At 74.6% G+C, this 26845-nt stretch carries 24 protein-coding genes and 1 pseudogene; 15 read left to right on the top strand and 10 right to left on the bottom strand.

Annotated features, from left to right (window positions below; translation table 11 throughout):
• Positions 1-476: 476 nt before the first annotated feature.
• From IO29_RS09830 to IO29_RS09820, 3 genes are all read left to right on the top strand, one after another.
• Entirely contained in the window at positions 477-797 is a 321-nt protein-coding gene (locus tag IO29_RS09830) for a beta/gamma crystallin domain-containing protein (protein WP_234307525.1), read from the top strand.
• 190 nt (positions 798-987) lie between these two features.
• Complete coding sequence (locus tag IO29_RS09825; RefSeq protein ID WP_030379917.1) at positions 988-1953, top strand: D-2-hydroxyacid dehydrogenase family protein; 966 nt, start codon at positions 988-990, stop codon at positions 1951-1953.
• Positions 1954-2161: 208 nt separating this feature from the next.
• On the top strand, positions 2162-2488 hold the full coding sequence (locus tag IO29_RS09820; RefSeq protein WP_030379916.1) for a chaplin: 327 nt from the start codon (positions 2162-2164) through the stop codon (positions 2486-2488).
• Between the two features lie 197 nt (positions 2489-2685).
• Here IO29_RS09820 and IO29_RS09815 read toward each other — a convergent pair whose 3' ends face one another.
• The 6 genes from IO29_RS09815 to IO29_RS09790 all read right to left on the bottom strand — a co-directional run bounded on the left by IO29_RS09815 (position 2686) and on the right by IO29_RS09790 (position 7009).
• A complete protein-coding gene (locus IO29_RS09815; protein WP_030379915.1) occupies positions 2686-3555 on the bottom strand; it encodes a tyrosinase family protein in 870 nt (289 codons plus the stop codon).
• A 101-nt stretch (positions 3556-3656) separates the two neighbouring features.
• Positions 3657-4205 (bottom strand): tyrosinase family oxidase copper chaperone, encoded by a 549-nt coding sequence (locus IO29_RS36450; RefSeq protein WP_078618282.1) that lies wholly within the window; start codon positions 4203-4205, stop codon positions 3657-3659.
• A gap of 148 nt (positions 4206-4353) precedes the next feature.
• Positions 4354-4866, bottom strand: coding sequence for a hypothetical protein (locus IO29_RS09805; RefSeq protein ID WP_030379913.1), 513 nt, complete (start codon positions 4864-4866; stop codon positions 4354-4356).
• Positions 4867-4979: 113 nt separating this feature from the next.
• Positions 4980-5288, bottom strand: a complete 309-nt coding sequence (locus IO29_RS09800; RefSeq protein WP_030379912.1) for a hypothetical protein — start codon at positions 5286-5288, stop codon at positions 4980-4982.
• 333 nt (positions 5289-5621) lie between these two features.
• Positions 5622-6539, bottom strand: a complete 918-nt coding sequence (locus tag IO29_RS09795) for a hypothetical protein (protein ID WP_030379911.1) — start codon at positions 6537-6539, stop codon at positions 5622-5624.
• 230 nt (positions 6540-6769) lie between these two features.
• Complete coding sequence (locus IO29_RS09790) at positions 6770-7009, bottom strand: chaplin (RefSeq protein ID WP_030379910.1); 240 nt, start codon at positions 7007-7009, stop codon at positions 6770-6772.
• A gap of 223 nt (positions 7010-7232) precedes the next feature.
• Between IO29_RS09790 and IO29_RS09785 the strand changes: the two genes are divergently transcribed.
• The 9 genes and pseudogenes from IO29_RS09785 to IO29_RS09745 all read left to right on the top strand — a co-directional run bounded on the left by IO29_RS09785 (position 7233) and on the right by IO29_RS09745 (position 19421).
• Complete coding sequence (locus tag IO29_RS09785; RefSeq protein WP_030379909.1) at positions 7233-8468, top strand: hypothetical protein; 1236 nt, start codon at positions 7233-7235, stop codon at positions 8466-8468.
• 40 nt (positions 8469-8508) lie between these two features.
• Positions 8509-9636, top strand: a pseudogene (locus IO29_RS09780) (glycosyltransferase); the annotation flags it as partial.
• Between the two features lie 635 nt (positions 9637-10271).
• Positions 10272-11849 (top strand): sugar transferase, encoded by a 1578-nt coding sequence (locus IO29_RS09775; RefSeq protein ID WP_030379907.1) that lies wholly within the window; start codon positions 10272-10274, stop codon positions 11847-11849.
• Positions 11850-11852: 3 nt separating this feature from the next.
• Positions 11853-13460, top strand: coding sequence for an O-antigen ligase family protein (locus IO29_RS09770; protein WP_037817866.1), 1608 nt, complete (start codon positions 11853-11855; stop codon positions 13458-13460).
• Entirely contained in the window at positions 13457-15286 is a 1830-nt protein-coding gene (locus tag IO29_RS09765; protein ID WP_030379905.1) for a lipid II flippase MurJ, read from the top strand. The genes IO29_RS09770 and IO29_RS09765 overlap by 4 nt, the downstream gene beginning before the upstream one ends.
• 106 nt (positions 15287-15392) lie before the next feature.
• Positions 15393-16085 (top strand): polysaccharide deacetylase family protein, encoded by a 693-nt coding sequence (locus IO29_RS09760; RefSeq protein WP_033225068.1) that lies wholly within the window; start codon positions 15393-15395, stop codon positions 16083-16085.
• 5 nt (positions 16086-16090) lie between these two features.
• The gene (locus tag IO29_RS09755) at positions 16091-17233 is read left to right on the top strand and encodes a glycosyltransferase (RefSeq protein WP_030379903.1); all 1143 of its coding nucleotides are present in this window, start codon (positions 16091-16093) and stop codon (positions 17231-17233) included.
• Positions 17230-17889, top strand: a complete 660-nt coding sequence (locus IO29_RS09750) for a YveK family protein (RefSeq protein ID WP_030993930.1) — start codon at positions 17230-17232, stop codon at positions 17887-17889. Before IO29_RS09755 ends, IO29_RS09750 begins: the two co-directional genes overlap by 4 nt.
• 272 nt (positions 17890-18161) lie before the next feature.
• Positions 18162-19421 carry a GNAT family N-acetyltransferase gene (locus IO29_RS09745; RefSeq protein ID WP_234307518.1) on the top strand — a complete coding sequence of 420 codons (1260 nt, stop codon included), beginning with the start codon at positions 18162-18164 and terminating at the stop codon, positions 19419-19421.
• A gap of 85 nt (positions 19422-19506) precedes the next feature.
• Here IO29_RS09745 and IO29_RS09740 read toward each other — a convergent pair whose 3' ends face one another.
• The gene (locus tag IO29_RS09740; RefSeq protein ID WP_199806862.1) at positions 19507-20859 is read right to left on the bottom strand and encodes a glycoside hydrolase family 26 protein; all 1353 of its coding nucleotides are present in this window, start codon (positions 20857-20859) and stop codon (positions 19507-19509) included.
• Between the two features lie 388 nt (positions 20860-21247).
• Here IO29_RS09740 and IO29_RS09735 point away from each other — a divergent pair, with 388 nt between their 5' ends.
• Both IO29_RS09735 and IO29_RS09730 read left to right on the top strand, forming a co-directional pair.
• The gene (locus IO29_RS09735; protein WP_030379899.1) at positions 21248-22753 is read left to right on the top strand and encodes a carboxylate--amine ligase; all 1506 of its coding nucleotides are present in this window, start codon (positions 21248-21250) and stop codon (positions 22751-22753) included.
• Entirely contained in the window at positions 22753-24051 is a 1299-nt protein-coding gene (locus IO29_RS09730; protein WP_030379898.1) for an FAD-dependent oxidoreductase, read from the top strand. Before IO29_RS09735 ends, IO29_RS09730 begins: the two co-directional genes overlap by 1 nt.
• Positions 24052-24460: 409 nt before the next feature.
• Here IO29_RS09730 and IO29_RS40190 read toward each other — a convergent pair whose 3' ends face one another.
• The 3 genes from IO29_RS40190 to IO29_RS09715 all read right to left on the bottom strand — a co-directional run bounded on the left by IO29_RS40190 (position 24461) and on the right by IO29_RS09715 (position 26106).
• A complete protein-coding gene (locus tag IO29_RS40190) occupies positions 24461-24997 on the bottom strand; it encodes a chaplin (RefSeq protein WP_051707467.1) in 537 nt (178 codons plus the stop codon).
• A 107-nt stretch (positions 24998-25104) separates the two neighbouring features.
• Positions 25105-25362, bottom strand: coding sequence for a chaplin (locus IO29_RS09720; RefSeq protein ID WP_030379896.1), 258 nt, complete (start codon positions 25360-25362; stop codon positions 25105-25107).
• A 294-nt stretch (positions 25363-25656) separates the two neighbouring features.
• On the bottom strand, positions 25657-26106 hold the full coding sequence (locus IO29_RS09715; protein WP_030379895.1) for a rodlin: 450 nt from the start codon (positions 26104-26106) through the stop codon (positions 25657-25659).
• Between the two features lie 249 nt (positions 26107-26355).
• On the opposite strand from IO29_RS09715, the gene IO29_RS09710 reads away from it, so the two are divergent.
• A complete protein-coding gene (locus IO29_RS09710) occupies positions 26356-26757 on the top strand; it encodes a rodlin (protein WP_030379894.1) in 402 nt (133 codons plus the stop codon).
• Positions 26758-26845: the final 88 nt, after the last annotated feature.

The raw sequence follows: 26845 nt of genomic DNA, 5'->3' as shown, positions 1-26845 counted from the left end.
CCACGCCGTGGACCGTCCCACGTCAGCGGCGACCGCGACGGGTGCGCCGTCTGCCGGTGTCCGCTCCGGTCCGATCGGTCCCGTCCGGTCCCGTCCGGTCCGACAACCGTTCATCCGGCTCCGGCTTCACTTAAAAGCGAAAGGAACAAGCCAAGAATCGGCCTTCAAGGGGCATCGTTTCGACGCGACGTGCACCGGTCGGCCGCATAGGCGTGGGCGCGCATAAGTCGCCTCCCAGCAGTTCACCGACGACTGCGCACGGCCGCAATGTTTGAGCGGGAAATCGCCGTTGACAGCGCGACGATCACACTTCTAGCATGATCACTGCAAGTTGACAGCAAGCAAGAGAACTCCTCGCTCACATTGCACCCGCCAAGTGCTCACGCTGAACGACCTGCCCCCTCACAAAAACAGGAGCGAAAAAAATGCTCTCCAAGAAACTTCGGATCGCCCTTCCGATTGCTGCGGCGGCCGTCATGACCGCCGTGATACCAGCCGGAACGGCACACGCCATCGACCAAGTGAGCTGCGGCCCGTCCGACTACCTGAAGGTCGACTTCCACTACGAGGGTCCGAGCGGCCAAGTCCACACTGCCTACTGCTTCGCGAACAGGGGCGTCCACGACTTCACACATTCGTGGCCGATGCAAACGTCCGTGTGGGTCGACAAGATCTCCACCGGAAACAACAAGGTCAAATATTACGACAACAATGGCGACGTCGTCACCTACTCCAAGAACTTCATCATCACGTTCCCCAACAAGCCGCCGCTCGTCGACCGGATCGAAATCCTGTAAGAGGATTTCCCCCGGCCCACTCACCGCACGACGGACGATCTGCCGGTCGTCGCGCGTGGTGGAATTGTCTGACCTCGATCTTGCATGACGGTCCACCGACAGAATCGGTGGACCGTTTCGCTACACCTGTCTGACGACGCCGGGATACGGGCCCTTATGGTGTGGTGCAAGGGATCGGGAAGGGGGCCTGGTGGGGCTCAGGTGTGCGGTGGTGGACGACTACCAGCAAGTGGCGACCTCCGTCGTCGACTGGTCGGGGCTCGCCGGTGACGTCGACGTCGTGTCCTTCGGGGAGCACTTCGCCGACGAGGACGCGCTCGTGGCGGCGCTGGCCGGCTTCGACATCGTCGTCACGCTGCGGGAGCGCGTCGCGTTTCCCGGGTCGGTGATCGGCCGGCTGCCACGGCTGAGACTGCTCGTCGCCTCGGGGATGCGCAACAGCGTCATCGACTACGCCGCCGCCGAGGCGCACGGGGTGACCGTGTGCGGGACGGCCAGTTCGCCCACCCCGCCCGTCGAACTGACCTGGGCGCTGCTCCTGGGGCTGGCCCGCGGCCTCGTCACCGAGAACGCCGCCCTGCGCGCGGGCGGCCCCTGGCAGAGCACCCTCGGGGCCGATCTGCACGGGCAGCGGCTCGGACTGCTCGGGCTCGGGAAGATCGGCGAACGGGTCGCCCGGGTCGGGCTCGCGTTCGGGATGCGGGTGAGCGCCTGGAGCCAACACCTCACCCAGGAACGTGCCGACGAGGTCGGTGTCGAACGCGCGGCGTCGAAGGAGGAGTTGCTCCGCACCAGCGACTTCGTCTCGCTGCACCTCGTGCTGAGCGAGCGCACCCGGGGGCTGCTCGGCGCCGCCGAACTCGCCCTCCTCAAGCCGACGGCGTACCTGGTCAACACCTCGCGCGCCGGCCTCGTCGACCAGGAGGCGCTGCTCGCCGCCCTGCGCGACGGCCGTATCGCGGGGGCCGGCGTCGACGTGTTCGACAACGAGCCGCTGCCCGCCGACGATCCCCTGCGCTCCGCCCCGCGCCTGCTGGCCACCCCACACCTCGGCTACGTCAGCCGGGCCAACTACGAGCGCTACTACGGGCAGGCCGTGGAGGACATCCGGGCCTACCTGGCCGGGGAGCCGATACGCGTCCTGGGACCCGCGTAGCCGCGCAGCACCGGCAAGGGCACGGCGCCCGGCGGGCCCCTATACCTCCGTACGGGCGTGCGCGCATCCGCAGTGGCCCCTCCGGACCAAGGCTCCGTTCGGAAAGGGTGATCCCCCGATGAACGCCGTGACCGGGGGTGTGCGGGCGCGTTGAAGGGTGAGCACGGTGGCGATCACCGTGCTCACCCTTTCACCGAAGGAGTATGTGATGTCTCGCATCGCGAAGGCGGCCGCGGTCGCCCTCGGCACGGGTGCCGTGGTACTCAGCGGCGCCGGTCTGTCCATGGCGGACGCGGGTGCCCAGGGCGCGGCCGTCGGGTCGCCCGGTGTCCTCTCCGGCAACGTCATCCAGGTTCCCGTCAACATCCCCGTCAACGTGTGCGGGAACACCATCGACGTGATCGGCGTCCTCAACCCGGCCTTCGGCAACGCCTGCGTCAACGGCGGCGACGAGGACGGCAAGAAGTCCGACGACTCCAAGGACGACGGCAAGTCGGGCCACGAGCACCACGACGACGGTGGCTACGGCGGCTGATCCCGCCCCCGGCCACGCGCCGGTCGGACACCTGAGCGAGCCCCCAGCGGTCCCACCGCCGGGGGCTTCGCCTTGCGCCGGGCCGAGTCCGAAGACGCCCGCCGCACCGGTTCGGGAAAGGCCCACCGCACCGGTTCCGGAAAGGCCCACCGCACCGGTTCCAGAAGGGACCGCCGCATCGCTTCCGGGCGGGCCCGCTACACGTAGCGGTAGAGGCGGCTCACGTCCTCCATGTCCGCCGGGGTCACGTCCCACGGTGGCATCCGCTCGTTCCGGGCCACGATCCGCCCGTGCTGCGCGTCCCCGCGTCCCGGCTGCCGCGCGGGCAGATAACGCGCCCCCCGGTGCCGCTGCTGCCAGCGCGTCCACTGAAGGTCGACGAAGGCGTGGTGCATCCAGAAGACGGGATCGTTGACCGAGGCGCCGCCGAGCATGTGACCGCCGACCCAGCGGTGGACGCGGTTGTGGGTGTGCCAGGCCGCACTGCCGCTCCCCCGGCCCCAGCCCTCCAGCTTGTTGCGGAAACCCTTCCCCGACGTCGAGTCCCAGGGGGCGACGTCGTACAGGGGTTCGGCCAGGGCCCGGTCCAGCTCCGTACGCGTGGGCAGGCCGATCGGGTCGCGGTGGCGGCCGAGGTCCCGCATCAGATACTCGGCGTCCGTCACGCTCTCCCGGATCGTCCACTCGCCCCCGGCATAGGCGAACGGGCCGGTGGTCACCCGGCCGTCGGAGCGGCGCCCGTCCCCGCCGAGCAGATCGTCGGTCCAGGGCACGGCGGACGCGTCGCGCGTGCGGGTCCAGTCCCAGTACGGCACCGTCACCGACGCGTCGACGCGTTGCAGCGCCCGCTCCAGCTCCAGTACGAACTGGCGGTGCCAGGGCAGGAAGGACGGCGTCATATGGGCCGTGCGCAGCCCGTCCTCGCCGTCGGAGACGTAGTGGTCGATGTGCGTGCGGACGAACTCGTCGTACTCGCCGCGCCGTTTGAGCGCGAGCAGCGCGTCGACGAGGCGGCGCCGCTCCGTGCGGGACAGCGCGGTGACGTTCTTCCGTGTGTGGACCGCCATCCGGTCCTCCCCCTCCCCCGGCACGCCACGGCGCCCTCCGGCGCCGGGCGGCGGTGCTGTGACGTGCTGTGTCGTGTTGCGTGGTGCGGTGCGCGGGTCCGTCACATGACGTGTGCCGTACCGGACTCGCGCAGGTGGTCGCCGGGGCCGAGCACGTCGACGGCACCGCGGGCCGCGGCGAGCGGGGTGGGGTACGACGCGTAGTGGTCGACCATGCTGATCCAGGTGCCGTCCGCCCGGCGCATCAGGTGCAGCGGACGGCCGTCGACGGTGATGTGCCACCGCCCGGCACCGTCCCCGCCGCTCGAACTGCTGGTGCCGTGGCCCGCGCCGTCCCGGGCGGCCCGGCTCGGCGCTGCCCAGGTGCCCTCGATACGGCGGCCCCGGTATGTCTGCGTGAACCTGCGCCGTTGCCCGGCCGCTTCCCCCGGGCCGCCGGGCCGACCGGTGGAGGACCGGGGAGCGGTGGGATCGTCGGCCGAGGCGCCCTGGCCGGCCCCCTCACTCCCGTCGCCTCCGGTGGTGCCCGGGCCGGCGGCGAGGTCCTCCGTGCGCCGGCAGCGGGACGCGGTGACGGCGGGGACCAGGGCCAGGGCACCGGCCGTCACGGCCAGGGCGCGCAGGGCCTCCCTGCGGGTTCTCTCGGCCAACGCTCTCTCCTCGGCCTCGTTCTTGTGCGGCGGTACGGCGGTACGGTCGTACGGACGATTCGGTGGTACGGCGATTCCGGGGGCGCGGGAGCGCACGGGATGTGCGAGGGGCGCGGGATGTGCAGAGGGGCGCGCGCCCGGGGGGCGGTTACGCGCCCGGGCCCGTGACGATCTCCGCGCCCGGCACCGTCCGCAGCAGCGGCGTGCCGAGTCCCGCGTGCGGCTCGTGCAGCGAGGGCAGGCCCCCGTTGGCGGCGTCCGGCCGGCCAAGGGGGGTGTCGACGGACAGCCCGGGGGTCGCCGTACGCAGGTCGGCGGCGGGGGCGCTGACGCCCAGGTGGTCGAAGCCGTCGCCCAGGACGTGCGGCAGCGGGGCGCGCAGGTCGCCGCCGGGCAGTCCGCCGCTGAGGGGCAGCCGGGGCAGGGCGCGCTCCGGCAGCAGGCGCCCTTCGGCGAACCGGGTGCCCTCGGGCGCGCCCGCGACGGGCACCGGCAGCTCGCCGGTGACCTGGGGCATCTCCATGTGGAGCGACTTCTCGACGCCGTCCAGCGGCAGCGGCACGGGGACCGTGGTCGCCGCGGCAGCGGGCGTGGCGGCGCCCGCGGCGGCGGCCATACAGGTGAGGGCGGCGGCGAGCGTTCCTCGGGTGATCGGCTTCATGTCGGGTGCGGTCCCTTTCGGATGGGCGTGGGGCTGCCTTCGTATCGGGTAACGACCGGGGGGACGGCGCCAGTACGGGATTCCCCCGGGTGACGCAGTAGTACGACAGGCGGTCAGCCACCCAGCGGGAGGCCGCCCAGGAGCCGGGCGGCGCCGCCGTTGCGGTTGAGGGTGTCGGCCACGCCGTTCACCGTGTTGAGCACGGAGTCCTCGTTCTCGGTGTCGAGGGTGTCCGACTGGTGCTGCAACGGGCGCAGATCCAGGGTTCGCGTGCTGAGGGCTTTCTCCACACCGCCGTTGAGGCTGGTGGGCGTCTCGAAGTCGGCGGGCTGTGTGGCGGCGAGGGCGGGGGTGGCCGCTCCCGCCACGGCGAGGGACCCGGCAACGACGGCGACGGCCTTGAGGGACTTCGACGACTTCATCGTGTTCCTTCCTGCTGCGGCGACGCGCGTACGTCGCCGGACGGCGTGTGCGCACGGCCTAACGAGCCCCGCGGATCACGGAAACGGGGCCGCGCCCCTTCGGGGGGCGCGGCCCTTCGGGGGGTGCGGCCCTTCGGAAGGTGGCGCCCCTTCGGAGGTGCGCCTTTCAAGGGCGGGCCTCCGGGGTGCGGCCCTTGTCGGCCTTTCGCGGTGCGGCCCTTCGGGGGCGCGGGCGACGAACGCCCCGCGCACAAACGCGTCGCGCCGACCCTGCGGCAGGGTCGGCGCGACGACGAGGCGGCGGCGTGCGGGGCGGTCCCGCCCGCCCGTCGCTCAACTCGTCGGGAGGATGAGGTCGCTCGGCAGCGGCGGCAGCGCCGGGGCCGACGGAAGCGTGACGGCCGAGACGTCGCTCGCCGACGGGATGAGACCGGCCAGGTCGGGATCGGTCAGGTCCGGGTCGCTCAGACTGCTGTCGGTGAGCGTGGCGATCAGTACGTCGACGAGGTTGTTCACCACCTCGGAGACGGCCGGCACCACCTGGCCGACGTCACCGGAGGTGGACGCCTTGACCAGCGCGTCGACCGCCTTCTGGAGGGCCGTCAGCGCGTCCTGGGTGGTGTCCTTCCGCGTCGCCCTGTCGCCGTGCGCCCGGGTCTGCCCGAGGGCGGCGGTCTTCGACAGCGGCGGGGCCGCGGGCGTCACCGGCTTCGCGGATTCGGCCGGTCGCGCGGGCTCGGCGGGCTTCGCCGATTCCGCTAGCTTCGCGGGCTCGGCCGGCTTCGCCGGGCTCGCGGAACCGGCGGGCGAACCGGCCGGTGACGTGGGCGTCGCGGCGGGCTTCGCGGGCAGCGCGACCGTCGACGGAGCCGCCGCGGCCTTCTTGATGGCGTCCTTGGCCGCCCGGCCGAGCTCGGCCGCCCGCTTGGCGGAGAGCTGGCCGTTGTCCGCCTTGAGGGTGGTGTCGAGCAGGTCGGTGACGGGGGTCAGCACACCGCCGGCGGTGGAGAGCGACCGGACCTGGCCGAGCAGCGCGTCCGCGCCGGGGACGGGCACCTGCGACTGGCCGGAGGCGGACGAGCCGGACTCGGACCGGCCGGCGGCCGCCTGATCCGCGACCGACTGGCCCGTGGCCGCCTGATCCGTGGCCGACTGGCCGTCGGCCGCGACGGCGGCGGGTCCGGCGATCCCGAGCAGGAGCGCGGCGCAGAGTGCCGGGGACGCGAGGTGCCGTGCGGGCAGAGCACGCATGGATGTTCCTTTCAGCGGGGCATCGAATCCTCTGCTCACCGTGAAAGGGGCGGTGACCTGCTGCAACCGGTCGACCGCGGCAAGTGACGTCCCGGGTGCCCGGAACGCGGCGTCTTCCCTGGTGGGAGCGCCTGCGGCGGCTCCCGGCGGCACACCGCCATTCGGGGCCGGACAGCACGGAACGGCCGCCCCCGCCAGGGGGACGGCCGGTCCGTCGGTCCGTCGAGACGTCAGTCGTTGACGCAGGTGTTGCCGAACGCCGGGTTCAGCAGACCGATGACGTTGATGGTGTTGCCGCAGACGTTGACCGGAACGTGGATCGGAACCTGAATGGCGTTGCCCGACACGACACCCGGCGAGTGGGCGGCGACGGCCCCGGCGTCGGCGTCGGCAGCGGCGATGCCGGCGGTGCCCGCCACGGCCGCGGCGGCAACGGTGGTGAGGGCCAGGCCCTTCGCGATACGCGACATGGAGAAGTGCTCCTTGGGTTGTCACAACAGCCGGGCGGGATGCCCGACGCTGAATCAACGCGTGGCCGCGGCCCGGGTTGTGCCGCCGATGGGGTGAACTCCGACGGTACGGAGATTGACCCGGCCGACACAGTTGCCGCTTTTATCCGGTACATCCCCCTTGTGGCTACAGTGGCGAGCCGTCCGAGACCGCCCACGAGCCGCGAAGGGTGCGACGCCGGTCATGCGTTTTTCCTCCGGTCATCCCCTGGGCCGCGCGATCGCGTGTGTCTGCGCCCTCACCGCCCTCTGGGCCCCCGCAGCCACCGCGGCCCCCGGCCCACCCCCTGCCCCGGCGGCCTCGGCCGCTCCGGCCGCTTCAGCCGCTTCGCCCGTTGCGGCCCGGGCCCCCGCGCCCGAACGGCAGCGCGTCCCGTTCGCCGAGCGGTACCGCGCCCTGCGCCACGGCGGCCTCGTCCGGGCGGCCGGCACCGCCGTGACCTGCCGCACCCGGCCCGCCCGCACCCCGGGCGGCGACCGTGCCTGCCGGGCCGCGCGCGCGGGCGGCGCGGGCACCAACGGCGACTTCGACATGGGGTACGTCGATGTCGACGACGACCCGAACACCTACAACTCCAGCCGCGCCGAACTCCGTCTGCCGCCGGGCGCGTACGTCACGTACGCACGCCTGTACTGGGGCGGCAACCTCCGTGTCGGTGAGCAGAAGCCGCCCGCGGACAACGGGCGGGTGCTGGTCGCCGAGCCGGGCGGCAGCTACAAGGCGCTGCTCGCGGACACCGTCGTCGGCCACCGGACGGCCCACGGCGCGGACGCCTACCAGGCCTCGGCGGACGTCACCGGGCTGGTCCGGTCGAGCGGCTCGGGCGCATACACGGTGGCGCAGATCAATGTGGCCAAGGGCCGTTCGGCAGCCGGTTCCTGGGGCGGCTGGACGCTGGTGGTGGCGTACGAGAAGGCGTCGGAGCCGTTGCGGCACCTGGTGCTGTGGGACGGCTTCGAGGCGCTCGCGCCGGGCGCGCGGACCCTGGTGCGAATGCGCCGGCTGTCCTTCCCGCCGGGTGCGCACGGCGTCGTGGGACTGGTCGCCTACAACGGCGACCGGGGGCGCACGGGTGACTCACTGAGCGCATCCGCACGCCGGGGGGCGCGCACGGTGCTGAGTGATTCCGCCAACCCGCGTACCGACGTACTGAACTCGACCATCGCGGGTCCAGACGGATCGACGGAAAAAATGACCGGATCGCCCGGACTTGTCGGGCCGCATCGGTCGGCCGGAGCCCCGAGAAGCCCGGACCGGCGCCGGTCGGGGCCCGTGAACACCCTCGGCTACGACTCGGACCTGCTCGATCTCGCCGGCACGACCCGAAACGGGGGTGACCGGTTGGACTTTCAGATCGTTTCACAGCGCGACGCGGCCTGGACCGGGGCACTCTTCGTCGCCGTCGATGCCCAGCAGTGACGCGCGCCCCCTGACGCCGTCCGTGACCGAGGAATCGCGCATGCACCTGCCAGCAACCGGCCATGGGCCACTGGTCCTGCACCTCACCCAGCCGGTCGACGGCGGGGTGGCCCGGGTGGTGCGCGACCTGGTGCGCGCCCAGCGGGCCGCCGGGCTCCGTGTCGCCGTGGCCTGTCCGGGCGGCTCCGGGCTCGCCGACGCGCTCCGGGCGCTCGGCGCGGAGGTGCACGACTGGCCGGCGACTCGCGCGCCGGGGCGTGCGCTGCCCGGAGAGGTGCGGCGGCTCCGGCGCGTGCTCGCCGGGACGCGGCCGGACCTGGTGCACGCGCACAGCGCCAAGGCGGGGCTCGCGGCCCGGCTCGCGGTGCGGGGGCGGGTGCCGACCGTGTTCCAGCCGCACGCCTGGTCGTTCGAGGCGGTGGACGGGGCGCTGGCGGCGCTGTCGGTGCGCTGGGAACGCTGGGGCGCCCGCTGGGCCGCGCGCGTGGTGTGCGTCAGCGAGGCGGAGCGCGCGACGGGCGTACGCGCCGGGGTGCGCGCCTCGTGGAGTGTCGTACCGAACGGGGTGGACACCGAACACCACCGCCCCGCGCCCCACGCGGACGCGCGCGCCGGGCTCGGCCTCCTCGCGGACACCGAGCCGGACGGCCCGCTCGTCGTCTGTGTCGGGCGGTTGTGCCGGCAGAAGGGGCAGGACGTGCTGTTGCGCGCCTGGCCCGCGGTGGTCCGGCGGGTGCCGCGGGCCCGGCTCGTGCTGGTCGGGGACGGTCCGGATGAGGCCCGGCTGCGGGCTTCGGCGCCCGCGTCGGTGCTGTTCGCCGGTGCGGTGGACGACGTCGTGCCCTGGTACCGCGCGGCCGACGTGGTCGTCCTGCCGTCCCGTTGGGAGGGCATGGCGCTGGCGCCGCTGGAGGCGATGGCGTGCGGACGGCCGGTCGTGCTGACGGAGGTCGCGGGCGCCCGGGAGTGTCTGCCGCCGGGTCAGGAACCGGTGCCCGTCGAACAGCCGGGCCCGCTGGCCGACCGGATCGCCGCCCTGCTGCTCGACCCCCCGCTGCGCGCCCGGCTCGGCGACGAGGCCCGCGAGCACGTCGTGGCCACGCACGACGTGCGGCGGACGACGGAGGCGGTCATGGGGGTCTACCGCGAACTCCTCGCCGCGGGCCCGCCGGCCGGGGCCGCGCCCCGGGACGCGGGACCGGCCGGGGCGCGGCGGCGCGCGGGGGATGTACGGGACACCCGGGGCGCGGAGAACGTACGGGGCGCGCGGGGCGCGCGCAGCGTGCGAGACGCGCGAGGCCCGGCGGGCCTGCCGACTGCGCGCAGGACGACAGGCACATGGGCCGCGCGGGCCGTGACGAGCGCACGGACCCTGTGGGGCGCCCCAGGCCCGGCCGGGCTGCCGAACGCACACAAGACGACAGGCACATGGGCCATGTGGGCCACGACAGGCGCACGAGCCCTATGGGGTGTTCCGGGCCCGGCGGGTCTGCCGGCCGCGCGGAAGGCAGCGGGTGCCTGGGGCGCACGGGCCGCCAGGGGCGTACGGGCCATGTGGGATGTGGCCGGACTACGCGCCCTGCGGGGCGCGGCAGGCGTACGCGGCGCGGCAGGCGTACGCGGCGCGTCCGTTGCCGGGGCGTGCGCCGCTGTTTGCGCCGCGCACCTCCCGGAGGCCGCGCGCCGTCCCAGACGCACCGATCACGCCCCGGGCGGCGGGTCCGCCCCGTGCGCCTCTTGCGCCGTGCGCGCCGCGCACACCACCGGCGCGGAAGCCACCGAGTGCAGGGAGTCCAGCCACACGTGACTGCGGAAAGCACCGTTCCCTCCCCCGGCGGACAGCCGCGGGAGTACGGACACTCGCCCGTCTCGGTCATCCCTCCCCGCGAGGCCGCCGACGGTTACCGGCTGCCCGCCGGCCGCCCACCTGCGGTACGGCGGCTGCCGGCGCCGCTGCTGCTCGCCGTGGACGCCGGTGCCGCACTGCTCGCCGCCCTCGTGGTGGACGGGACCCGCGGTCACCCGCTGTTCCCGGGCGCGCTGCTGCTCGGCGTCCTGACGCTGAACGTGCGCGCCGGACTGCACCGGCCGCCCGCCGTGCCGGTCCTGCTCGACGAACTGCCCGCGGTGTGCGGGCGGATCGCGGTGAGCTGGTGCGCGCTGGCGGCGCTCACCGCGGCGTTCGCTCCGGCGCACGCGTTCTCCGCGCACGCCCTCGTCCTGGGCTGCGCCCTTCAGTCCGGGGCGAGCGGCGCGGGCCGCGGCACCGTGCACTGGCTGCGCCGCCGGACACTGGTCCGCCGCCCGGGCGCCGCGCTGGTGGCGGGCGACGCCGCCACCGCCCAGCGCGTGGCCGCGGCCTTCCTGCGCCACCCGGGCTGCGGGCTGCGCCCCGTCGGCGTGGTCTCCCCGGCGCAGTCCGCGGGCGGCGACGACGGGCTCCCCGTGCTGACCACGGGCGAGGAGGTGCGGCGGGCGTTCATCCAGAACGGCGTGCGCGCGGTTCTCTTCGTCAGGGGCGCGGGTGAGCGCACGGGCGCGGGCGCGCACGCCGGCGCCGACACCGGTCCCGCCGACACCCCGCTCGGCACCGAGCACCTGGCGCCGGTCCGTGAGCTGGCCGCGGCCGGCTGCGCCCTGTGGGAGGTCGACGCGGCGCCTCCGGCGTACGACGTCCACCCGGCGCACCCCGCCCCGTACGCCGCACGCGCCCCCTACGCCCGCAGTGCGCGCGACCGCACCGAGCGGCTCGCCGGCTTCGTCTGCCGGCGGCTCGACGGTGCCGGCCGCGGCGACCGCGGCCTCGGCACCGCGGGGAAGCGGGTGCTGGACGTGCTGGTCTCCGGCGTCCTGCTGCTGTTGCTCTCCCCGCTGCTGTTGGGCTGCGCCCTCGCGCTGCGGCTGTCCGACGGGCCCGGCGTGGTGTTCCGGCAGGAGCGGATCGGCAAGGACGGCCGGCCGTTCACCCTGCTCAAGCTGCGCACGCACCGGCCGGCCGACGCGCACGAGGCCGCGACGCGCTGGAGCGTGGCGGGCGAGGCGGAGATGAGCCGGTTCTGCCGGTTCCTGCGCCGCTCCTCGCTGGACGAGCTGCTCCAGCTGTGGAACGTCTTCCGGGGCGACATGAGCCTGGTCGGCCCGCGCCCCGAACGTCCGTACTTCGTGCGTACGTTCAGCCAGGCGTACCCCGGTTACGCGGCCCGGCACCGGATGCCGGTCGGCATCACCGGGCTCGCGCAGATCAGCGGATTGCGCGGGGACACCTCCATCGAGGACCGGGCCCGCTTCGACAACGCCTACATCGACGACTGGTCGCTGTGGCAGGACGTCTGCATCCTGCTGCGCACGGCGGTCGCGCTGGTCCGTCCGACGGGGAGCTGACCGGTGAGCCACGTCGTCCCGCCGTTCCCCCAGCCCGCGGGCTCCCCGGGCTCCCGTCCCTCCGCCGCACAGCCGCCGTTCACGGGCACGCCGTTCGGCCGCCGGGTCGCGGCCGTGGCGCCGGTACTGCCCGCGGTCGCGGTCGTCGCGCTGCTCGCGCTGCCCGTCGACCCGGGCGGCGGAGGTGGCGCGACGGCGGCGGACGTCGCCTCGGGGGCGCTGGTGGTGTACTGCGCGCTCCGGCTCGTGCGCCGGCGGCAGCGTCCGCTGTCGGTCACCGCGGCGGCGGTGCTGGGGCTGCCCGTCGTCGGGTTCGCCGCGGCAGCCCTCGGGGCGCCTTCGCCGGGCGAAGGGCTCGCCGGGTTCGGCCGTTATTTGCAGGTCTTCGTGCTCGTTCCGGCCGCCGTCGTCCTGCTGCTGCGGCACCGTGCCGATCTGCGACTGCTCGCCTGGTCGCTGGTGGGGCTCGCGTTGTGGCAGGGGGCGCTCGGCGTGCACCAGTACGCCACCGGGACCGGCGCCTCGTACCGGGGCGAGGACATCCGGGCGGTGGGGACCTTCGGGGCGACGGACGTCATGGGGATGGCGGCGGTGGTGTCGTTCGGAGTGGTGTGCGCGGTCGGGCTCGCGCTGGGCGCCGGGGGCGTGCGGCAGCGCGTGGGCGCCCTGGTGTGCGCGCTGGCGCTGTTGGCGCCGCTCGCGCTGTCGTTCAGCCGGGGCGCGTGGATCGCGACCGCCGTGGCCTGCGGCGCCCAGCTGCTGCTCGCCGGGGTACGGCGGGCGCTGCGGGTGCTCGCGGTCGTGGTGGCGGCGGGCCTGGTGCTGGTGGGCGGGTTCGGCGTCGGCTCGTCGATGCTCCAGGAACGGCTGAGCAGCATCGGCCAGGTCACGGACGCCCCGGACCAGTCCGTCACCGACCGGTACACGATGTGGGCGGCGGCGGTCGACATGTGGAGCGACCACCCGCTGACCGGCGTCGGCCTCAAGGGCTTCCCCGAACACCGGGACGGTTACGCCTCGTTGGCGCTCTCCTCGGGCAGCGACACGGAGGGGGCGGGCGCCGCGTTCCGCAAGCAGCCGCTGCTGTCGCCGCACAACATGTACCTGCTCGTGCTCAGTGAGCAGGGACTGCTCGGCGTGACGACCCTCGTCGGCGGCTGGCTCGCGCTGCTGGTGTGCGGGGTGCGCGGGCTGGTGCGGGTGCGGCGGGGGACGCCGGGCGCATACGGCGCACCGGGCGCGTGCGGCACGGGCGGCCCGTGCGGCACGGGCGGCCCGTGCGGCACGCCGGGCTCGTACGCCCCGTCCCGCACGCCCGGCGCGCACGGCGGCGCGCGCCCCCGGATCGGGGCGCGCGCGGGCGCCTCCCGCGGAGCCGGCGCGGGCGTCCCGCGTGGGCTCGACTGCGCGCTCGTCGCCTGCGGGCTGCTGATCTGGCAGCTCATCGACTTCGCGTACGGCGACATCGGTGGGCCCTCGACCGCGCTGACCGCCGTCTGCCTCGGTCTGGTGGCCCGCTGGGCGCTGGCCGACCCGGCCTGCGCCGCCGCCCCGCCCGTCCGGCCCCGTACGCACGCCCCGTCGTCCCCGAAGGAGGCCGCGGCACGATGACGGTGACCCCGCCCCACACAGCCACCGGCGCCGACAGCGGCGAAGACGCCACCGGTGCCGCCACCGGAGTCGCGCCCGTCCCCACCGCCCGTGCGGCGACCGACGCGAAGCCCTCCGGGCTCGGCCCCGCCACCGGACGGTTCCTCGCCAAGGCCGCCCTCGTCACCATCGGCCTGTCGATCGCGGGGGCGGTGTTCGGGCTCGGTCGCGACCAGGCGCTCGCCCGGTTGTTCGGCGCCGGACCGGAGACGGACGCGTTCCTGGTGGCCTGGACGGTGCCGGAGTTCGCGGCGACGCTGCTGATCGAGGACGGGCTCGCGTTCGTCCTCGTACCGGCGTTCAGCCGCGCGCTGGCGCGCAGGGCGCAAGGGGGCGTGGACGATCCGGTGCGCGCTCTGGTCCGCACGACCCTGCCGCGCCTGGTACCGGCGTTCCTCGCCGTGTCCGCGCTGCTGATCGTGGGGGCGCCGTACCTCGTCGCGGCGCTCGCGCCCGGACTGCCCGACCCCGCGCTCGCGGTGGACTGCACGCGGCTGACGGCGACCTGTGTCCTGAGCTTCGGGCTGGCCGGGTATTGCAGCGCGGCGCTCCGCGCCCACCGGCGGTTCGTGGCACCGGCCGCGATCTACGTCGCCTACAACGCCGCCATCATCGCGGCGATGTTCCTGCTCGGGGCCGACTGGGGTGTGCGGTCGGCGGCGGCCGGGGTCGCGGTCGGCGGTCTGCTCATGGCGGCCGTACAGGTGCCGTCGCTGTGGCACCGGCTGCGGGCGGGAGACGCGGGAACGGCGGCCGCCCCGCCCGCCCCGCCCGCCGCGACCCATGCGACCAATGCGACCAATGCGACCAATGCAGTTAAGGCGACCGACGGGTCCGACGCGGACAGGACGGCCGACGCGCCCGACGCGGCCGACCGGGCCCGCACCGAACCGGCCAGCCCCCTCCGCTCCTCCGTCGACCTCGCCGCCATCTCCACCGTGCTGATGTTCGCCCTGGCCCGGCAGTCACAGGTGCTCGTCGAGCGGTTCCTGGGGTCCTCGCTGCCCGCCGGGGCCATCTCGCACCTCAACTACGCGCAGAAGGTCGCCCAGATGCCCATGGTGATCGCGCTGATGCTGTGCACCGTCACCTTCCCGGTGGTGGCGCAGGCGCTGGCCGAGGGCGACACCGAGCGCGCGCGGGGGCGCGTGGAGCGGGACCTCGCGCTGGTGTCGTGCACGGTCCTGGTGGGCGCCGCCGCCGTGGTCGCGTGCGCCCCGCAGATCACCGAACTCCTCTTCCAGCGCGGCGCGTTCACCGCGCGGGACACCGAGGCGACCGCCGCCGTGATGCGGGTCTACGCGCTCGGGCTGCTCGGGCACACCCTGGTGGGCGCACTGGCCCGCTCGTACTTCTCGGGCGGCCGGCCCACCTGGTACCCGATGTTCGCGATGGCCGCGGGCGTCGCCGTCACCTCCTGGCTCGGCGTGCTGACGGTCGGCTCCTGGGGGGTGTGCGGGATCGCCGCCGCCAACGCGGCCGGGGTCACGCTCAGCGCCGGTGTCCTGCTGTACGGGATGGGCGCGCGGAGCGTGCCGATCCGGATCCGCGCGGTGCTCACCGAGATCGGCCGGCCGGTGCGGGCCGCGCTGGTGGCCGCCGCGCTGGGCACGTTCTGCGCGAGCCGCGTGGACTCGCCCCTGCTGGGCCTGGCCGTCGGCTCGGCGGTCGTGGCCGTCGTGTTCGTCCTGGTCGCCTGGGCGCTCGGCGCCCAGGCGGTCGCCCCCGCCGTCCGCTCCGTCACCCGCTCCGTCACCCGGAGGCTCGCCCATGTCCGTGCCCGCTGACGCCACGCGCACCGCCGCGCCCGCTCCCTCGACCACCCGCGCCGTTCCCGCCTCCCGTCCGGTCCCCGCCTTCCGCGCGGGCGCCCCCGCCGTGCCGTGGATCGCCATGTACCACTCGGTGGGCGACTGCTCCGACGACCCGTACCGCGTCACCGTCTCCCCCGGGCGGCTCGACCAGCAGCTCGGCGCGCTGCGCCGCCGGGGTCTGCGCGGGGTGGGCGTGGCCGAGCTGCTGACCGCCCGCGCGCGCGGCGCGGGCGCGGGGCTCGTGGGGCTCACTTTCGACGACGGGTACGCCGACTTCGTCTCCGCCGCGCTGCCGCTGCTGCGCCGGCACGGCTTCGGCGCCACCCTCTACGTCCTGCCCGGGCGGCTCGGCGGCGACAACGCCTGGGATCCGCTGGGCCCGCGCAAGCCGCTGCTGGACGCGGCCGGCATCCGGGAGGCCGCCGCGGCCGACGGCATCGAGATCGGCTCGCACGGGCTCACCCACCTCGACCTCACCCGCGTCGACGACGACACCCTGCGCGCCGAGATCGCGGACAGCCGGGCGGCGCTCTCGGAACTGGTCGGGGCGCACGTGCCGGGCTTCTGCTACCCGTACGGGACGGTCGACCGCCGGGTCGCCGACGCCGTACGGGACGCGGGGTACGTGTACGGGTGCGCCATCGACCCCGGCCCGCTGACCGGGCCGTTCGCGCTGCCGAGGCTGCACGTCGGCGAGCGCGACACGCCGCTGCGGCTGGCGCTCAAGCGCCGGCTGCACCGGTGGCGCCGCCGCCCCGCCGAGGGGGTGTGACCGCGATGCGGGTCCTGCACGTCATCACCGGGCTCGGCGTCGGCGGCGCCGAACAGCAGCTGCGGCTGCTGCTCCGCCATCTGCCCGTGACCTGCGAGGTCGTCACGCTCACCAACCCGGGCCCGGTCGCCGCCGGGCTCGCCGCCGACGGGGTGCGCGTGCATCACCTCGGGATGGCCGGCAACCGCGACCTGTCCGCGCTGCCGCGCCTGGTCCGGCTCGTCCGGCGCGGCGGCTACGACCTCGTCCACACGCACCTCTACCGGGCCTGCCTCTACGGGCGGATCGCCGCGCGGCTGGCCGGCGTCCGGGCCGTCGTCGCCACCGAACACTCGCTCGGCGACTCGCAGTTGGAGGGCCGTGCGCTGGGCGCCGGGGTGCGCGCGCTGTACCTGGCGGGCGAGCGGCTGGGCCGGACCACGGTCGCCGTCTCCCCCACCGTCGCCGACCGGCTCGAGCGGTGGGGCGTGCCGGCGCCGCGCATCGAGGTCGTGCCGAACGGCATCGACGCCGCTCTCTTCCGCTTCGACGCGGAGCGCCGGGCGCACACCCGGCGGGAGCTGGGGCTGCCGCCGGACGCGTACGTCGTCGGCGGCGTCGGGCGGCTCGCGCCGGGCAAGCGGTTCGACGTCCTCGTCGACGCGCTCGCGCTGCTGCCCGGTGACGTACGGCTGCTGCTGGTCGGCGCCGGACCCGAGGAGGGCGCGCTGCGGGATGCGGCGCGGCGGGCCGGGGTCGGGGAGCGGGTGCTGTTCGCCGGGGAGCGGCCCGTCGTGCCCGACGGTACGCCCGGCCCCGACCTGCCGTCGTTGCTCGCCGCGATGGACCTGTTCGCCTCGCCGTCGCCCGAGGAGGCGTTCGGGCTCGCGCCCGTCGAGGCGCTCGCGGCGGGACTGCCCGTGCGGTACGTGTCCTGCCCGGCGATCGAGGATCTGCCGCCGGGCGCGGCGGGAGGCGCGGAGCGCGTCGAATGCGCCCCCGAGTCCTTCGCACGCGCTGTCAACGACGTCCGCGCCCGGGGTGCGCTCCCGCGCGAACCGGCGGACGCCGCCCACCACTACTGCGTCACGCGCAGCGCCGCCCGCCTGATGGGCGTGTACGCGGCCGCCGTCGCCCGTCCCACACCAGCAGGAGCGAGTTCCCGATGACCGAGAATCCCACCCGAAAGCGCCGCTTCGCAGGCGCGCTGCCGACGCGCGTCAAGGCGCTGCCGCCGTGGACGCTGGTCGCGGCCGGCGTCCTGTGCGGCGGGCTCGCCGGCGGGGCGTACGGGGAGCTGCGGGCCCCGGAGTACAGCGCCTCCAGCTATGTCGTCGCCGTGCCGACCGAGAAGTCCGACCCGGCCTCGGCGACCGGGTTCGCGCAGGCGTACGGGCGGGTCGCCACGCAGCTCGCGGTGCTGGGGGACGCGCAGGTGTGGGCGGGGGTGCCGGTGTCGACGCTGCGGAGCAGCGTGCGGGCGGCGACCTCGCCGGACGCGCCGATGATCTCGGTCACGGCCACGTCCGCGCGGCCCGACCTGGCCGCCGACATCGCCAACGCGGTGGCGCGCTCGCTGACCCGGCACGCGAACGACACGCAGTCCAGTACGCACGTGAAGCTGGTGAACTTCTCCCGCGCGGTCGAGCCGACGGCGCCGTCCTCGCCGTCCGCGCCGCTCACCGGGCTGGTCGGGGTGGGCGCGGGCGGCCTCCTCGGCGGCCTGGCCCTCCTGGTCCGCCCCCGCCGCACCCCCGAGGACCCACCCCGCCCCGCCTCGGTCCCCAGCCCGGCCCCGGCCGCCGACGTCCACGGCCAGCTGTGAGCTCCACGGTGCGCACGGGGCTAGCCCGGCATTCGGAGCGCCCGCCGGTGACGGTGCGCGGGGGCGGGCCGGAGCCCGGAACCGGGTCCACGCCCGAGGCCGGGTCAGGGCGGAAGCCCGGGGCGGGGGCCGAGGCCGACGCCGGGGCCGGACCGGAGCCCGGTTCCGAGGCCGAGGCGGACTCCGGAGCCAGGCCCGCGTCCGAAGCCGCAACCAACCCGTCGGACACCGAAACCGCCACTGAGACCGGCCCGCAGGCCACCACGTCGGCCATGGCGGCGGACTCGTCGGCCCTGGCGGCGGGCTCGTCGGCCGCCGAGGCCACCGCGGAAGTCGGGCCGTGGACCGCCACGGCCGCCGTCGGAGCCGGTCCGTCGGCCGGGCCCCCGGCCCCTCGGCCGCCCGCGCGAACCGGCGGGCGCCGGCTCGTCGTCGACGTCGTGCGGGACACCCAGGCGTTCGCCTCGCTCGCGCCCGCGTGGGGGCGGTTGCACCGGCGGTGCGAGAGTGCGACGCCGTTCCAGAGTCACGCCTGGGCGTACTCCTGGTGGCTGTCGTACGGGCGCCGCGGCCGGCTGCGGCTCGTCGTCGTGCGGGACGGGGGCGAGTTGCGTGCCGTCGCCCCGTTGACGCGGGTGCGCGGGCCCGTGCCCGCCCTCGTGCCGCTCGGCGGCGCCCTCTCGGACTACGCCGACGTCCTGCTCGACGACGAGTACGCCGACCCCGCCGCCGCCGCGCTCGCCGAGGGCCTGGCCGCCGCCGCCCGCACCGCGGTGATCGACTTCCGCGAGGTGCGGCCCGGCGGTGCCGTCGAACAGGTCTACGACCTCTGGCGCGGCCCCCGCCGGCGCCTGGAGGACTCGCTCTGCCTGGAGCTGCCCGCCGCCCCCATGGCAGGGCTGGTCGCCCGCCTCCCCTCCGGCAAGGCGCAGCGCGTGCGCGCCAAGCTCCGCAAGCTGGACGCGCTCGGCGTGGAGCGTACGGTCGTGCCGCCGGACGGGGTCGACGCGGCGCTGCACCGGCTGCTGGAGCTGCACCGGTTGCAGTGGCGCGGCCGGAAGGTGACGGCGGAGCACCTCACGGACCGGTTCGCCGCGCACCTGGTGCGGGCGGTCGTGCCGATGGTGCGTGACGGGGACGCGGTGGTGACCGAGTTCCGCCTCGACGGCGACGTGGCCGCCGTCGACCTCACGCTGCTGTCCCGGCGCCTGGCCGGCGGCTACCTCTACGGCGCCCACCCCCGGCTGCGCGAGCGCAAGGCGGACGTCGCGGTGATGCTCCTCGACGCGTGCAGCCGTCATACGGGACCGGAGGACGGCCGTACGACGCTGAGCCTGCTGCGCGGCGACGAGCCGTACAAGCACCACTGGCGCCCCGTCCCGGTCGCCAACCAGCGGCTGCTGCTGGCCCGCCGGCGCACCGCGCCGCTGATCGGCGCGGTCCTCTGCGACGTCGCCGCACGCCGGCGTGGCAAGGAGCTGCTGCGGCGCCGGCGCGAGCGCGGGGGCAAGGACGGGGGCGACGGTGGCTGACCACACCACGGCCCGCCCGCCCGCGCACGCCTCCGCCCACACGCCCGCGTACGCCTCCGCCCGCGCGCCCGCGCACTCCGGTCGCTCAGCGGCTGCGCGACCACCAGTCGAACTTCACGCAGAGCTTGCCGCCGAGCCAGTACTCCACCCAGTCCCCGAGGTTGACCGGCGAACAGCCCGCCGGATGACCCGGGGCCGGGGTCGGCGTCGGGGCCGGGGTCGGCACGGGAGAGGGGGTTGCCGGCGTCGGGGTGACGTGCGGCAGGTGCGAGAGCAGCGAGCGGTAGACCTCGGACGCCTTCGGGTTGTCGTCGCATTGCCACACGCCGTGCGGGCAGTAGTCGGTGAGCGTGTTGTACGCCGGATTGTGCTGGGCCATCCAGTCCAGCATGCCCCGCATGTATTCCGGATTGTCGCCGTTGCGGAACAGCCCCCATTCCGGATACGACACCGGTTTGTGGTGCGCCTTCGCGAAATCGACCTGCGCCTGTAGTCCGTACGGCTCCTTCACCTGTTCCTCGAACGACAGGCCGCGCGGCTGGTCGTACGCGTCCATGCCGAGGATGTCGACCGTGTCGTCCCCGGGATAGCACTCCGTCCAGGGGACGGCGTCGCGGCCCCTGCTCGGCGCGAAGTCGAACCGGAATTTCTGTCCCGGCACCGCGCGCATGGCCGTCACGATTCTGTTCCAGTACTTCTTCCAGTTCTCCGGGTCGGGCCCGCAGCGATGGGTGTACGTAGTGCCGTTCATTTCCCAGCCGAGCACGATCACGGTGTCCGGCACCTTCAACTCGACCAGGCGTTCGGCGAGCGCCGTGAAGTGCCGGTCGAACTCGCCGGCCGCGCCCCGGCGCAGCAGCGCGCGCACCTCGTCGTCGGAGACGTGGTCCTCGTTGCGCTCCATCATCGGCACGTTGAGGACGAGCATCCGGTCGGCCTGCTGCCGCCGCCAGTGCGCCCACACGTCGAGGAAGCCGGGCGGGCCCTCGATGTTGCTCCAGCGGTCGCCGGGCAGGTACGTGTGACCGACGCGGAGTTCGGTGCCGCCGAGCCATTTGCTGAGCTCGGCCATGCGGGCCACGCCGCGGGGGCCGTAGTCGAGGTAGGCGCCGAAGGCGGGCCACCGGGCGGCCTCTTCGGCGGCGGAGCCGTCGGTGGCGCCGGGGGTCGGGGCGCCCGGCGAGGGGGTGGCCGCGGGCGGTCGCGGTGCCGGGGCGGCGGCGGGTGCGGGCACGGCGGCGGGTGGCGTGGCGGACGCGGGCGGCGGGGTCGCCGCCGGGGGTGGCGGGTCGGCGGCGTGGCACGGCACCGCGGCGAGGGTGACCGACGCGACCACCGCCGCGGCGAGCACCACCACCGGCCGTCGGGACCCGGGCCGGAACCGGGACCGTTTCCGCTGCACCCCCGTGCACGCCCGTCCTTGCCGCTGTGCACCCATGCACGCTCCTGTTTCCGCGTCGTCGTTTCTGATTCTGGTTCTGACTCTGGTTGTGGCTCTGGTTCTGGTTCTGGTTGCGCTTACGGCTCTGGTTCCGGTCCTGCTTCCGGTGCCGGATCGGGTCCTGCTTCCGGTGCCGGTTCTGGTGCCGATTCTGGTTCCGTCCGGGTGTTTCCCGGGCTCCGCCGTTGCCCGTTCGGCGGATTTCGCCTACTGACACTCAGTCATATGAATACCCGTCGCACCAACATCGGTTCCGGCCTTCGGGTGGCGTTGTCGCTCGCACGGGTGAAACCGGCTCGAAAGAAGCCCGCACAACGCGTTGAGAGAACCACCGAGGAATTCCGCCGCCGCCCTCTCCCCCTCCCGAACCCGAAGGAAAGTCACCGTGCCGCTGCTCGACACCCGGGTCCCCGCCGTTCTGCTGCGGATCGACCGGAACCCCTTCCACCACGGGACGCTGGGCGCGGTGCGCTCGCTGGGCCGGGCGGGGGTGGAGGTGCACCTGGTCGCCGACTGCGCCGCCAGCCCCGTACGCGGCTCACGGTTCGTCCGGCGGCTGCATCCGCCGCCGGCGCCGGGCGCCCGTCCCGATGACATCGCCGCCGTACTGCGGCGGGTCGCGGCGCGGGTCGGCCGGCCCGCCGTACTGGTCGCGATGGACGACGCGGGCGCGGTGGCGGTGAGCCGGCTGCGGGAGCGGCTCGCGCCCGGCTTCCTGCTGCCCGCCGGGTCCGGCGCGCTCGCCGAACAGGTCGCGGACAAGGCGGAGTTGGCCGCCGTGTGCGCCCGGGTGGGCGTGCCGCACCCGGTGACGCTCGTCCCGGGGAGCGCGGCGGAGGCGGTCGCCGGGGTACGGCGGCTGGGGCTGCCGGTGGTGGCGAAGTGGAGCCGGCCCTGGCTGCTGCCGAGCGGCCGCGGGCTGCGCAGCACGGTGGTGCTGCGCTCTGCGCGGGAGGCGCGGGAGCTGTACGCGCGCTCGGCCGAGGCGGGCAGCCGGCTGCTGCTCCAGGCGTTCTTGCCGCCGGGGCCCGACCGCGACTGGTTCTTCCACGGCTACGCCGACCGCAACGGGGCGCTGCGCGCGGGCGGGTCCGGCCGCAAGCACCGTTCCTGGCCGCGCGGTGCGGGGCTGACCGCGGCCGGGGAGTGGGCGGTCAACCCGCGGGTGACGGAGCTGGCGGAGCGGCTGGTCGCGGAGCTGGGTTACCGCGGCATCCTGGACCTGGACTTCCGCCGCGACGCCGGCACGGGCGGCTACCACCTGCTCGACTTCAACCCCCGCCCCGGGGCCCAGTTCCGGCTGTTCACGGACGCCACGGGGCTGGACGTCGTCCGCGCGCAGCACCTGGACCTGACGGGCCGTACGCTCCCGGCGCCGGCGCCCCGCCCCGGGCGGTCTTTCGTGGTGGAGAACTACGCTCCGCTGACCGCCCTGCGGCGCCCGCCCCAGGGCCGCGAACTGGCCTGGTACGCACCGGACGATCCCGGTCCGGGTCTCGCGATGTGGGCACTGTGGTCCCGCCATGTGGCGGGCCGGGTCGCACAGCGCCTCACGCCCCGCGCACTGGATGCCGCCCGCGCCGCCGCGCGGCCCTGGCGGACGGCTCGCCGCGGCTCCCGCGGCCCCGCTGCCCCCACCGCCGTACGCCACCCCGGCGACCCGACGGATCCCACGGACCCGGCGCCCACCGGCCCCAGTGCCACGCACGTCACCCCGGCGGATCCCGGCGCGGTGGCTCCCGGGGCCGGGTCCGCCGGTCTCCTGCGGGCGCCGGCCGCGTCCTCGACCACGGACGGCGCGCGCACTCGCCCCCTCGGTGCCGCGCGGCCGCGGCCCTGTCTGCCCTCCCCCGCCTCCCCGACCGACGACGAGAAAGCGAGCAGTTGCTGATGTACGACCTGCTGGTGGTGGGCTCCGGCCCCTACGGCCTGTCCATCGCGGCCCATGCCGCGGCCGCCGGACTCTCCCTGCGTGTGCAGGGCCGCCCGATGGCCTCATGGCGGGACCACATGCCGACCGGGATGTTCCTGAAGTCGGAACCGTGGGCCTCCAACCTCTCCGACCCGGAGGGGCGCTGGCGGCTGGACCGGTACTGCGCGGGGCAGGGCGTCGAGGCGCGGCACGGGGAGCCGATCCCGGTCGGGACGTTCGCCTCGTACGGGCTGTGGTTCGCCCGCAACGCGCTGCCCTGCGAGGTCGACGAGCGTGCGGTGACCCGGCTGCGCGCCCGCCCCGGCGGCTTCGAGGCGGCGCTGGCGGACGGAGAGGTGGTGTACGCGCGTACGGTCGCCCTGGCCGTGGGCGTACTGCCGTTCGTACGGTTCCCGGAGGCGCTGCACGGTTTCGACCCCGCGTACGTCACGCACAGCAGCCACCACGCCGAGCTGAGCCGGTTCCTGGACCGGGACGTCACGGTGGTGGGCGGCGGGCAGGCGGCGCTGGAGACGGCGGCGCTGCTGGCCGAGCAGGGCACCCGGGTGCGGGTGCTGGCCCGCGCGGACCGGCTGTGCTGGAACGACGTGCCGCCGCCGCTGGAGCGGTCGTGGTGGCGGTCGGCGCGCTCGCCGCACAGCGGCCTCGGCCCCGGCTGGCGCAACTGGTTCTACGCGGAGCGGCCGGGGCTGTACCGGCGGCTGCCCGGGGGCGTGCGCGCCCGGGTGGCGGCGACCGCGCTGGGTCCGGCCGGGGCGTGGTGGGTGCGGGAACGGGTGGAGCGGGCGGTGGAGCTGCGGCTCGGCCAGGAGATCGTCAAGGCGAAGGAGGTGGCCGGGGCCGTCCATCTGGACACGGTGACCCGGTCCGGCGTGCCGGGCGTGCTGCGTACCGAGCACGTCATCGCCGCCACGGGGTTCACCGCGGCGGCGGGGCGTCTGGAGCTGTTGGAGGAGGAAGTACGGTCCCGGCTGGCGCCCGCTGCGCAGGAGGCGCCGGCCGTCGGACCACTGTTCGAGTCGGCGGTGCCGGGGCTGTTCCTGGCGGGTCTGATGACGGCGCCCGCGTTCGGCCCCGCGATGCGGTTCGTCCAGGGCGCGGACTACACCGCGCGCACGCTGGTGCGCGGCGTACTGCGCCGTCTGCGCGGCCCGGCCGTCCGGACAGCGGTCCCGCACGGCCGGCGTACGGCGACGGTGCCGGCCCCGGCCGCCCCCGCACGCCCGGTCCCCGAAGCCACGGGCACGGGCGAGTAGCCCGCCCGGGCTCCACCGCAGGGCCACCGGGCCTGCGCCCCTGTCCGGGGCGGAGGGACGGCGGCGCGTCGGCCGGGCCACGCGTCCGGCGGACGCGGCAGCCGGTGCCTGCGGCTCGGCGGCGGTGGACGCGGAGGCGCCACGGCGCCCGCGCCCGGCGGGCACGGCAAGCGCCACGACCGCCCGCGTCCGGTGGATGCGAGCGGCCGTGCGCCGACGACCGTGCACCGGCGGCCGTATGTCGGGGACCGTGCGCCGGCGGTCGTATGTCGGCGACCGGGCGTCGGCGGCCGCAGGGCGGACTGCGTCCGGCCCTCAGTCGCAGCGTTCCGCGAGCACCGCTCGCCCCGCAGGCGCCGTATCCGCAGCCGACGTGCCCGCACGCAGGCGAAACGCGCCGCCCGTGCCGTCAGTGGTCCGGTGTCGTCCGGCCCCGGCGGTAGAGGAGCATGCCGCCGGTGAGCATGCCCGCGCTCACCAGGGAGGCGACCAGCAGGCCGCCGCCACCCGTTTCGGCCAGCATGGGCGGCTGGACGTGCGGGCGCTCGGTGTGGGACGCCACGGGAGGCGTGGCCGGGGTGCTGTGCTCCGGGGCCGGCTCCGGAGATGTCTCGCCGTAGCCGGGGGGTTCCTCCTCGTGGGCCGGTGGCGTGGCCGGGACGTGCTTCTCCGGCGGCGCGGACGGCTCGTCCGCCTCCGCGTGCCCGTCGTTGGCGCACTGGTTGCCGAACGCCGGGTTCAGCGCGGCCACCACGTCGACGGAGTTGCCGCACACGTTGACCGGGATGTCCACCGGCGCCTGCACGGCGTTGCCCGAGGCGACGCCGGGCGAGTTCGCGGACACGCCGTCAGCGGTCGAGTCGGCGAGGGCGGGAGCGGCGCACAGGGACAGAATGCCCGTCGCGGCCGCCGCCGCGACCATTCCCCTGCTCAGGGTCTGTCGCAATTTCAGCTTGTCTTCCTGCTGGTAGAGATGGGAAAAGCCGGCCCTGGAGCTGTACGAGACAGTCCAGGACCGGCCGCAATCAGCCGTACGGCTGCTGCGCCGTCGACTCAGTCGTTGACGCAGGCGTTGCCGGCCGCGGGGTTCGCCAGGCCGATGACATCGATGCTGTTGCCGCACACGTTGATCGGAACGTGCACCGGAACCTGGATGACATTGCCGGAGAGAACACCCGGGGAGTTCGCCGCGACACCCGAGGCGCCGGCGTCGGCGACCGCCGGGGCGGCCATGCCGAGGGCCATGAGGATGCCCGCAACGGCAGCAGCGCTCTTCTTGTGCTTCACGTACTTTCCCTTCTTCGCGGTCATGCCCTCTGTGCCGGTCGGAACCGAGCGAGCACGACATGAACGACTCGCAGCACGACCTGCAAGCTGTAAACGAGGAATAGACCCCGGAGGAAACCGCGGAACGTGAGTCGGCCGGTATTACGCCCGAATGCCCCACACCTGGTCGGCACGGTACCCCGGAAGGAGCAGCGACGCCTTCGCCGACGCCGGAAAGCAATTCATCGGAAAAGCCTTCCGTACGACGTCGGCAGTGGCGGCGTCGCGGCTCCTTCCCGTCCGGACGCGCGGGCCACGAGAGGGCCCGGCGCGGACGGTTCAGCGGTCCTCGTGGCCGCCGTTCTTCCCGTCGCCGGCGGCGTCGTGCGCCACACCCTCGGTCTCGCCGTTCGCGGACAGGACCGACAGGTCCTCCAGGACGTGCGACAGCGCGCCGTCGCGCTTGGCCTGGGTGGAGTTGTCGGTGCACTGCTGGTCGAGCTCGTCGCCCAGCACGTTGATGTCCTGGACCGGAACCAGGTTGACGACCGGGACGTTCAGGTCGTCCAGGCCCACACACGGCTTGTTCAGCGTGCCCTCGATGAGGGACAGCTGCGGGCTCATGTCGCCCTTGGTCGCCGAGTTGCCGAACGACGACACGGCACCGTTGCCGTTGGCCGAGTTCGGCCCGGAGTCGTCACCGATGGCAAGCGCCTGGGGAGCGGCTGCCGCCGACATACCGATGACGGAAACGGCGGCCGCCGCGGCGACCATTGCCTTCTTGAGCACTTCGCGTTCCTTTCTTCGTAGCGACGCATGTCCTACGGCCTCATCAACCCGGTGCCGGATGATTGGTTGCGGGGGTTCACCCGGTTGGAGGTGCGCGCTCGGAAGAAATGCCTGGAGAACGAGGTTCCGGCGGGCGGCGGTCATTTCTTCGGTATAGGCCGACGGGGTGAACGGGAGAAACCACCCTGCTGCCGCGCAGTTGACCAGGACGCCCCGGTGAACGGGGTTTTCCGCTGAAAGGACTGACCAATGATCAAGAAGGCTCTTGCCGCTGCGGCGATCGCCGCCTCCGTCGTGGGCGTCGGCGCCGCCACGGCCCCGCAGGCGATGGCCATCGGTGACGACGGCGGTCCGGCCTCTGTCAACGGCAACAACGCCATGCAGATGTACGGCAACTCGGCCACGTACGGGAACATGAGCCCGCAGATGGCGCTGATCCAGGGCTCGTTCAACAAGCCGTGCATCGGCTTGCAGGACATCAACGTGCCCGTCGTCAACGCCGTCCCGGTCACCGACCTCAACCTGCTGGGCGACGACCTGAGCCAGCAGTGCACCGAGAACTCCACGCAGATCAAGCGGGACGGCGCGCTCGCGCACCTGCTGGAGGACGTGTCGATCCTGTCGACCGCCTCGGAGGAGCACGGCCACTGAGGACGGCCTCGACACGGCCACTCAGCACGGCCACCGAGCGCGGTCACGGCCGCGGAGGCGGGGCGCCGGACGATCCGGCGCCCCGCCT

The sequence above is a fragment of the Streptomyces sp. NRRL F-6676 genome (assembly GCF_000725625.1).
GTDB lineage: Bacteria > Actinomycetota > Actinomycetes > Streptomycetales > Streptomycetaceae > Streptomyces.
The sequence above is the reverse complement of the archived record's forward strand: the minus strand, read 5'-3'. Positions and strand labels throughout refer to the sequence as shown.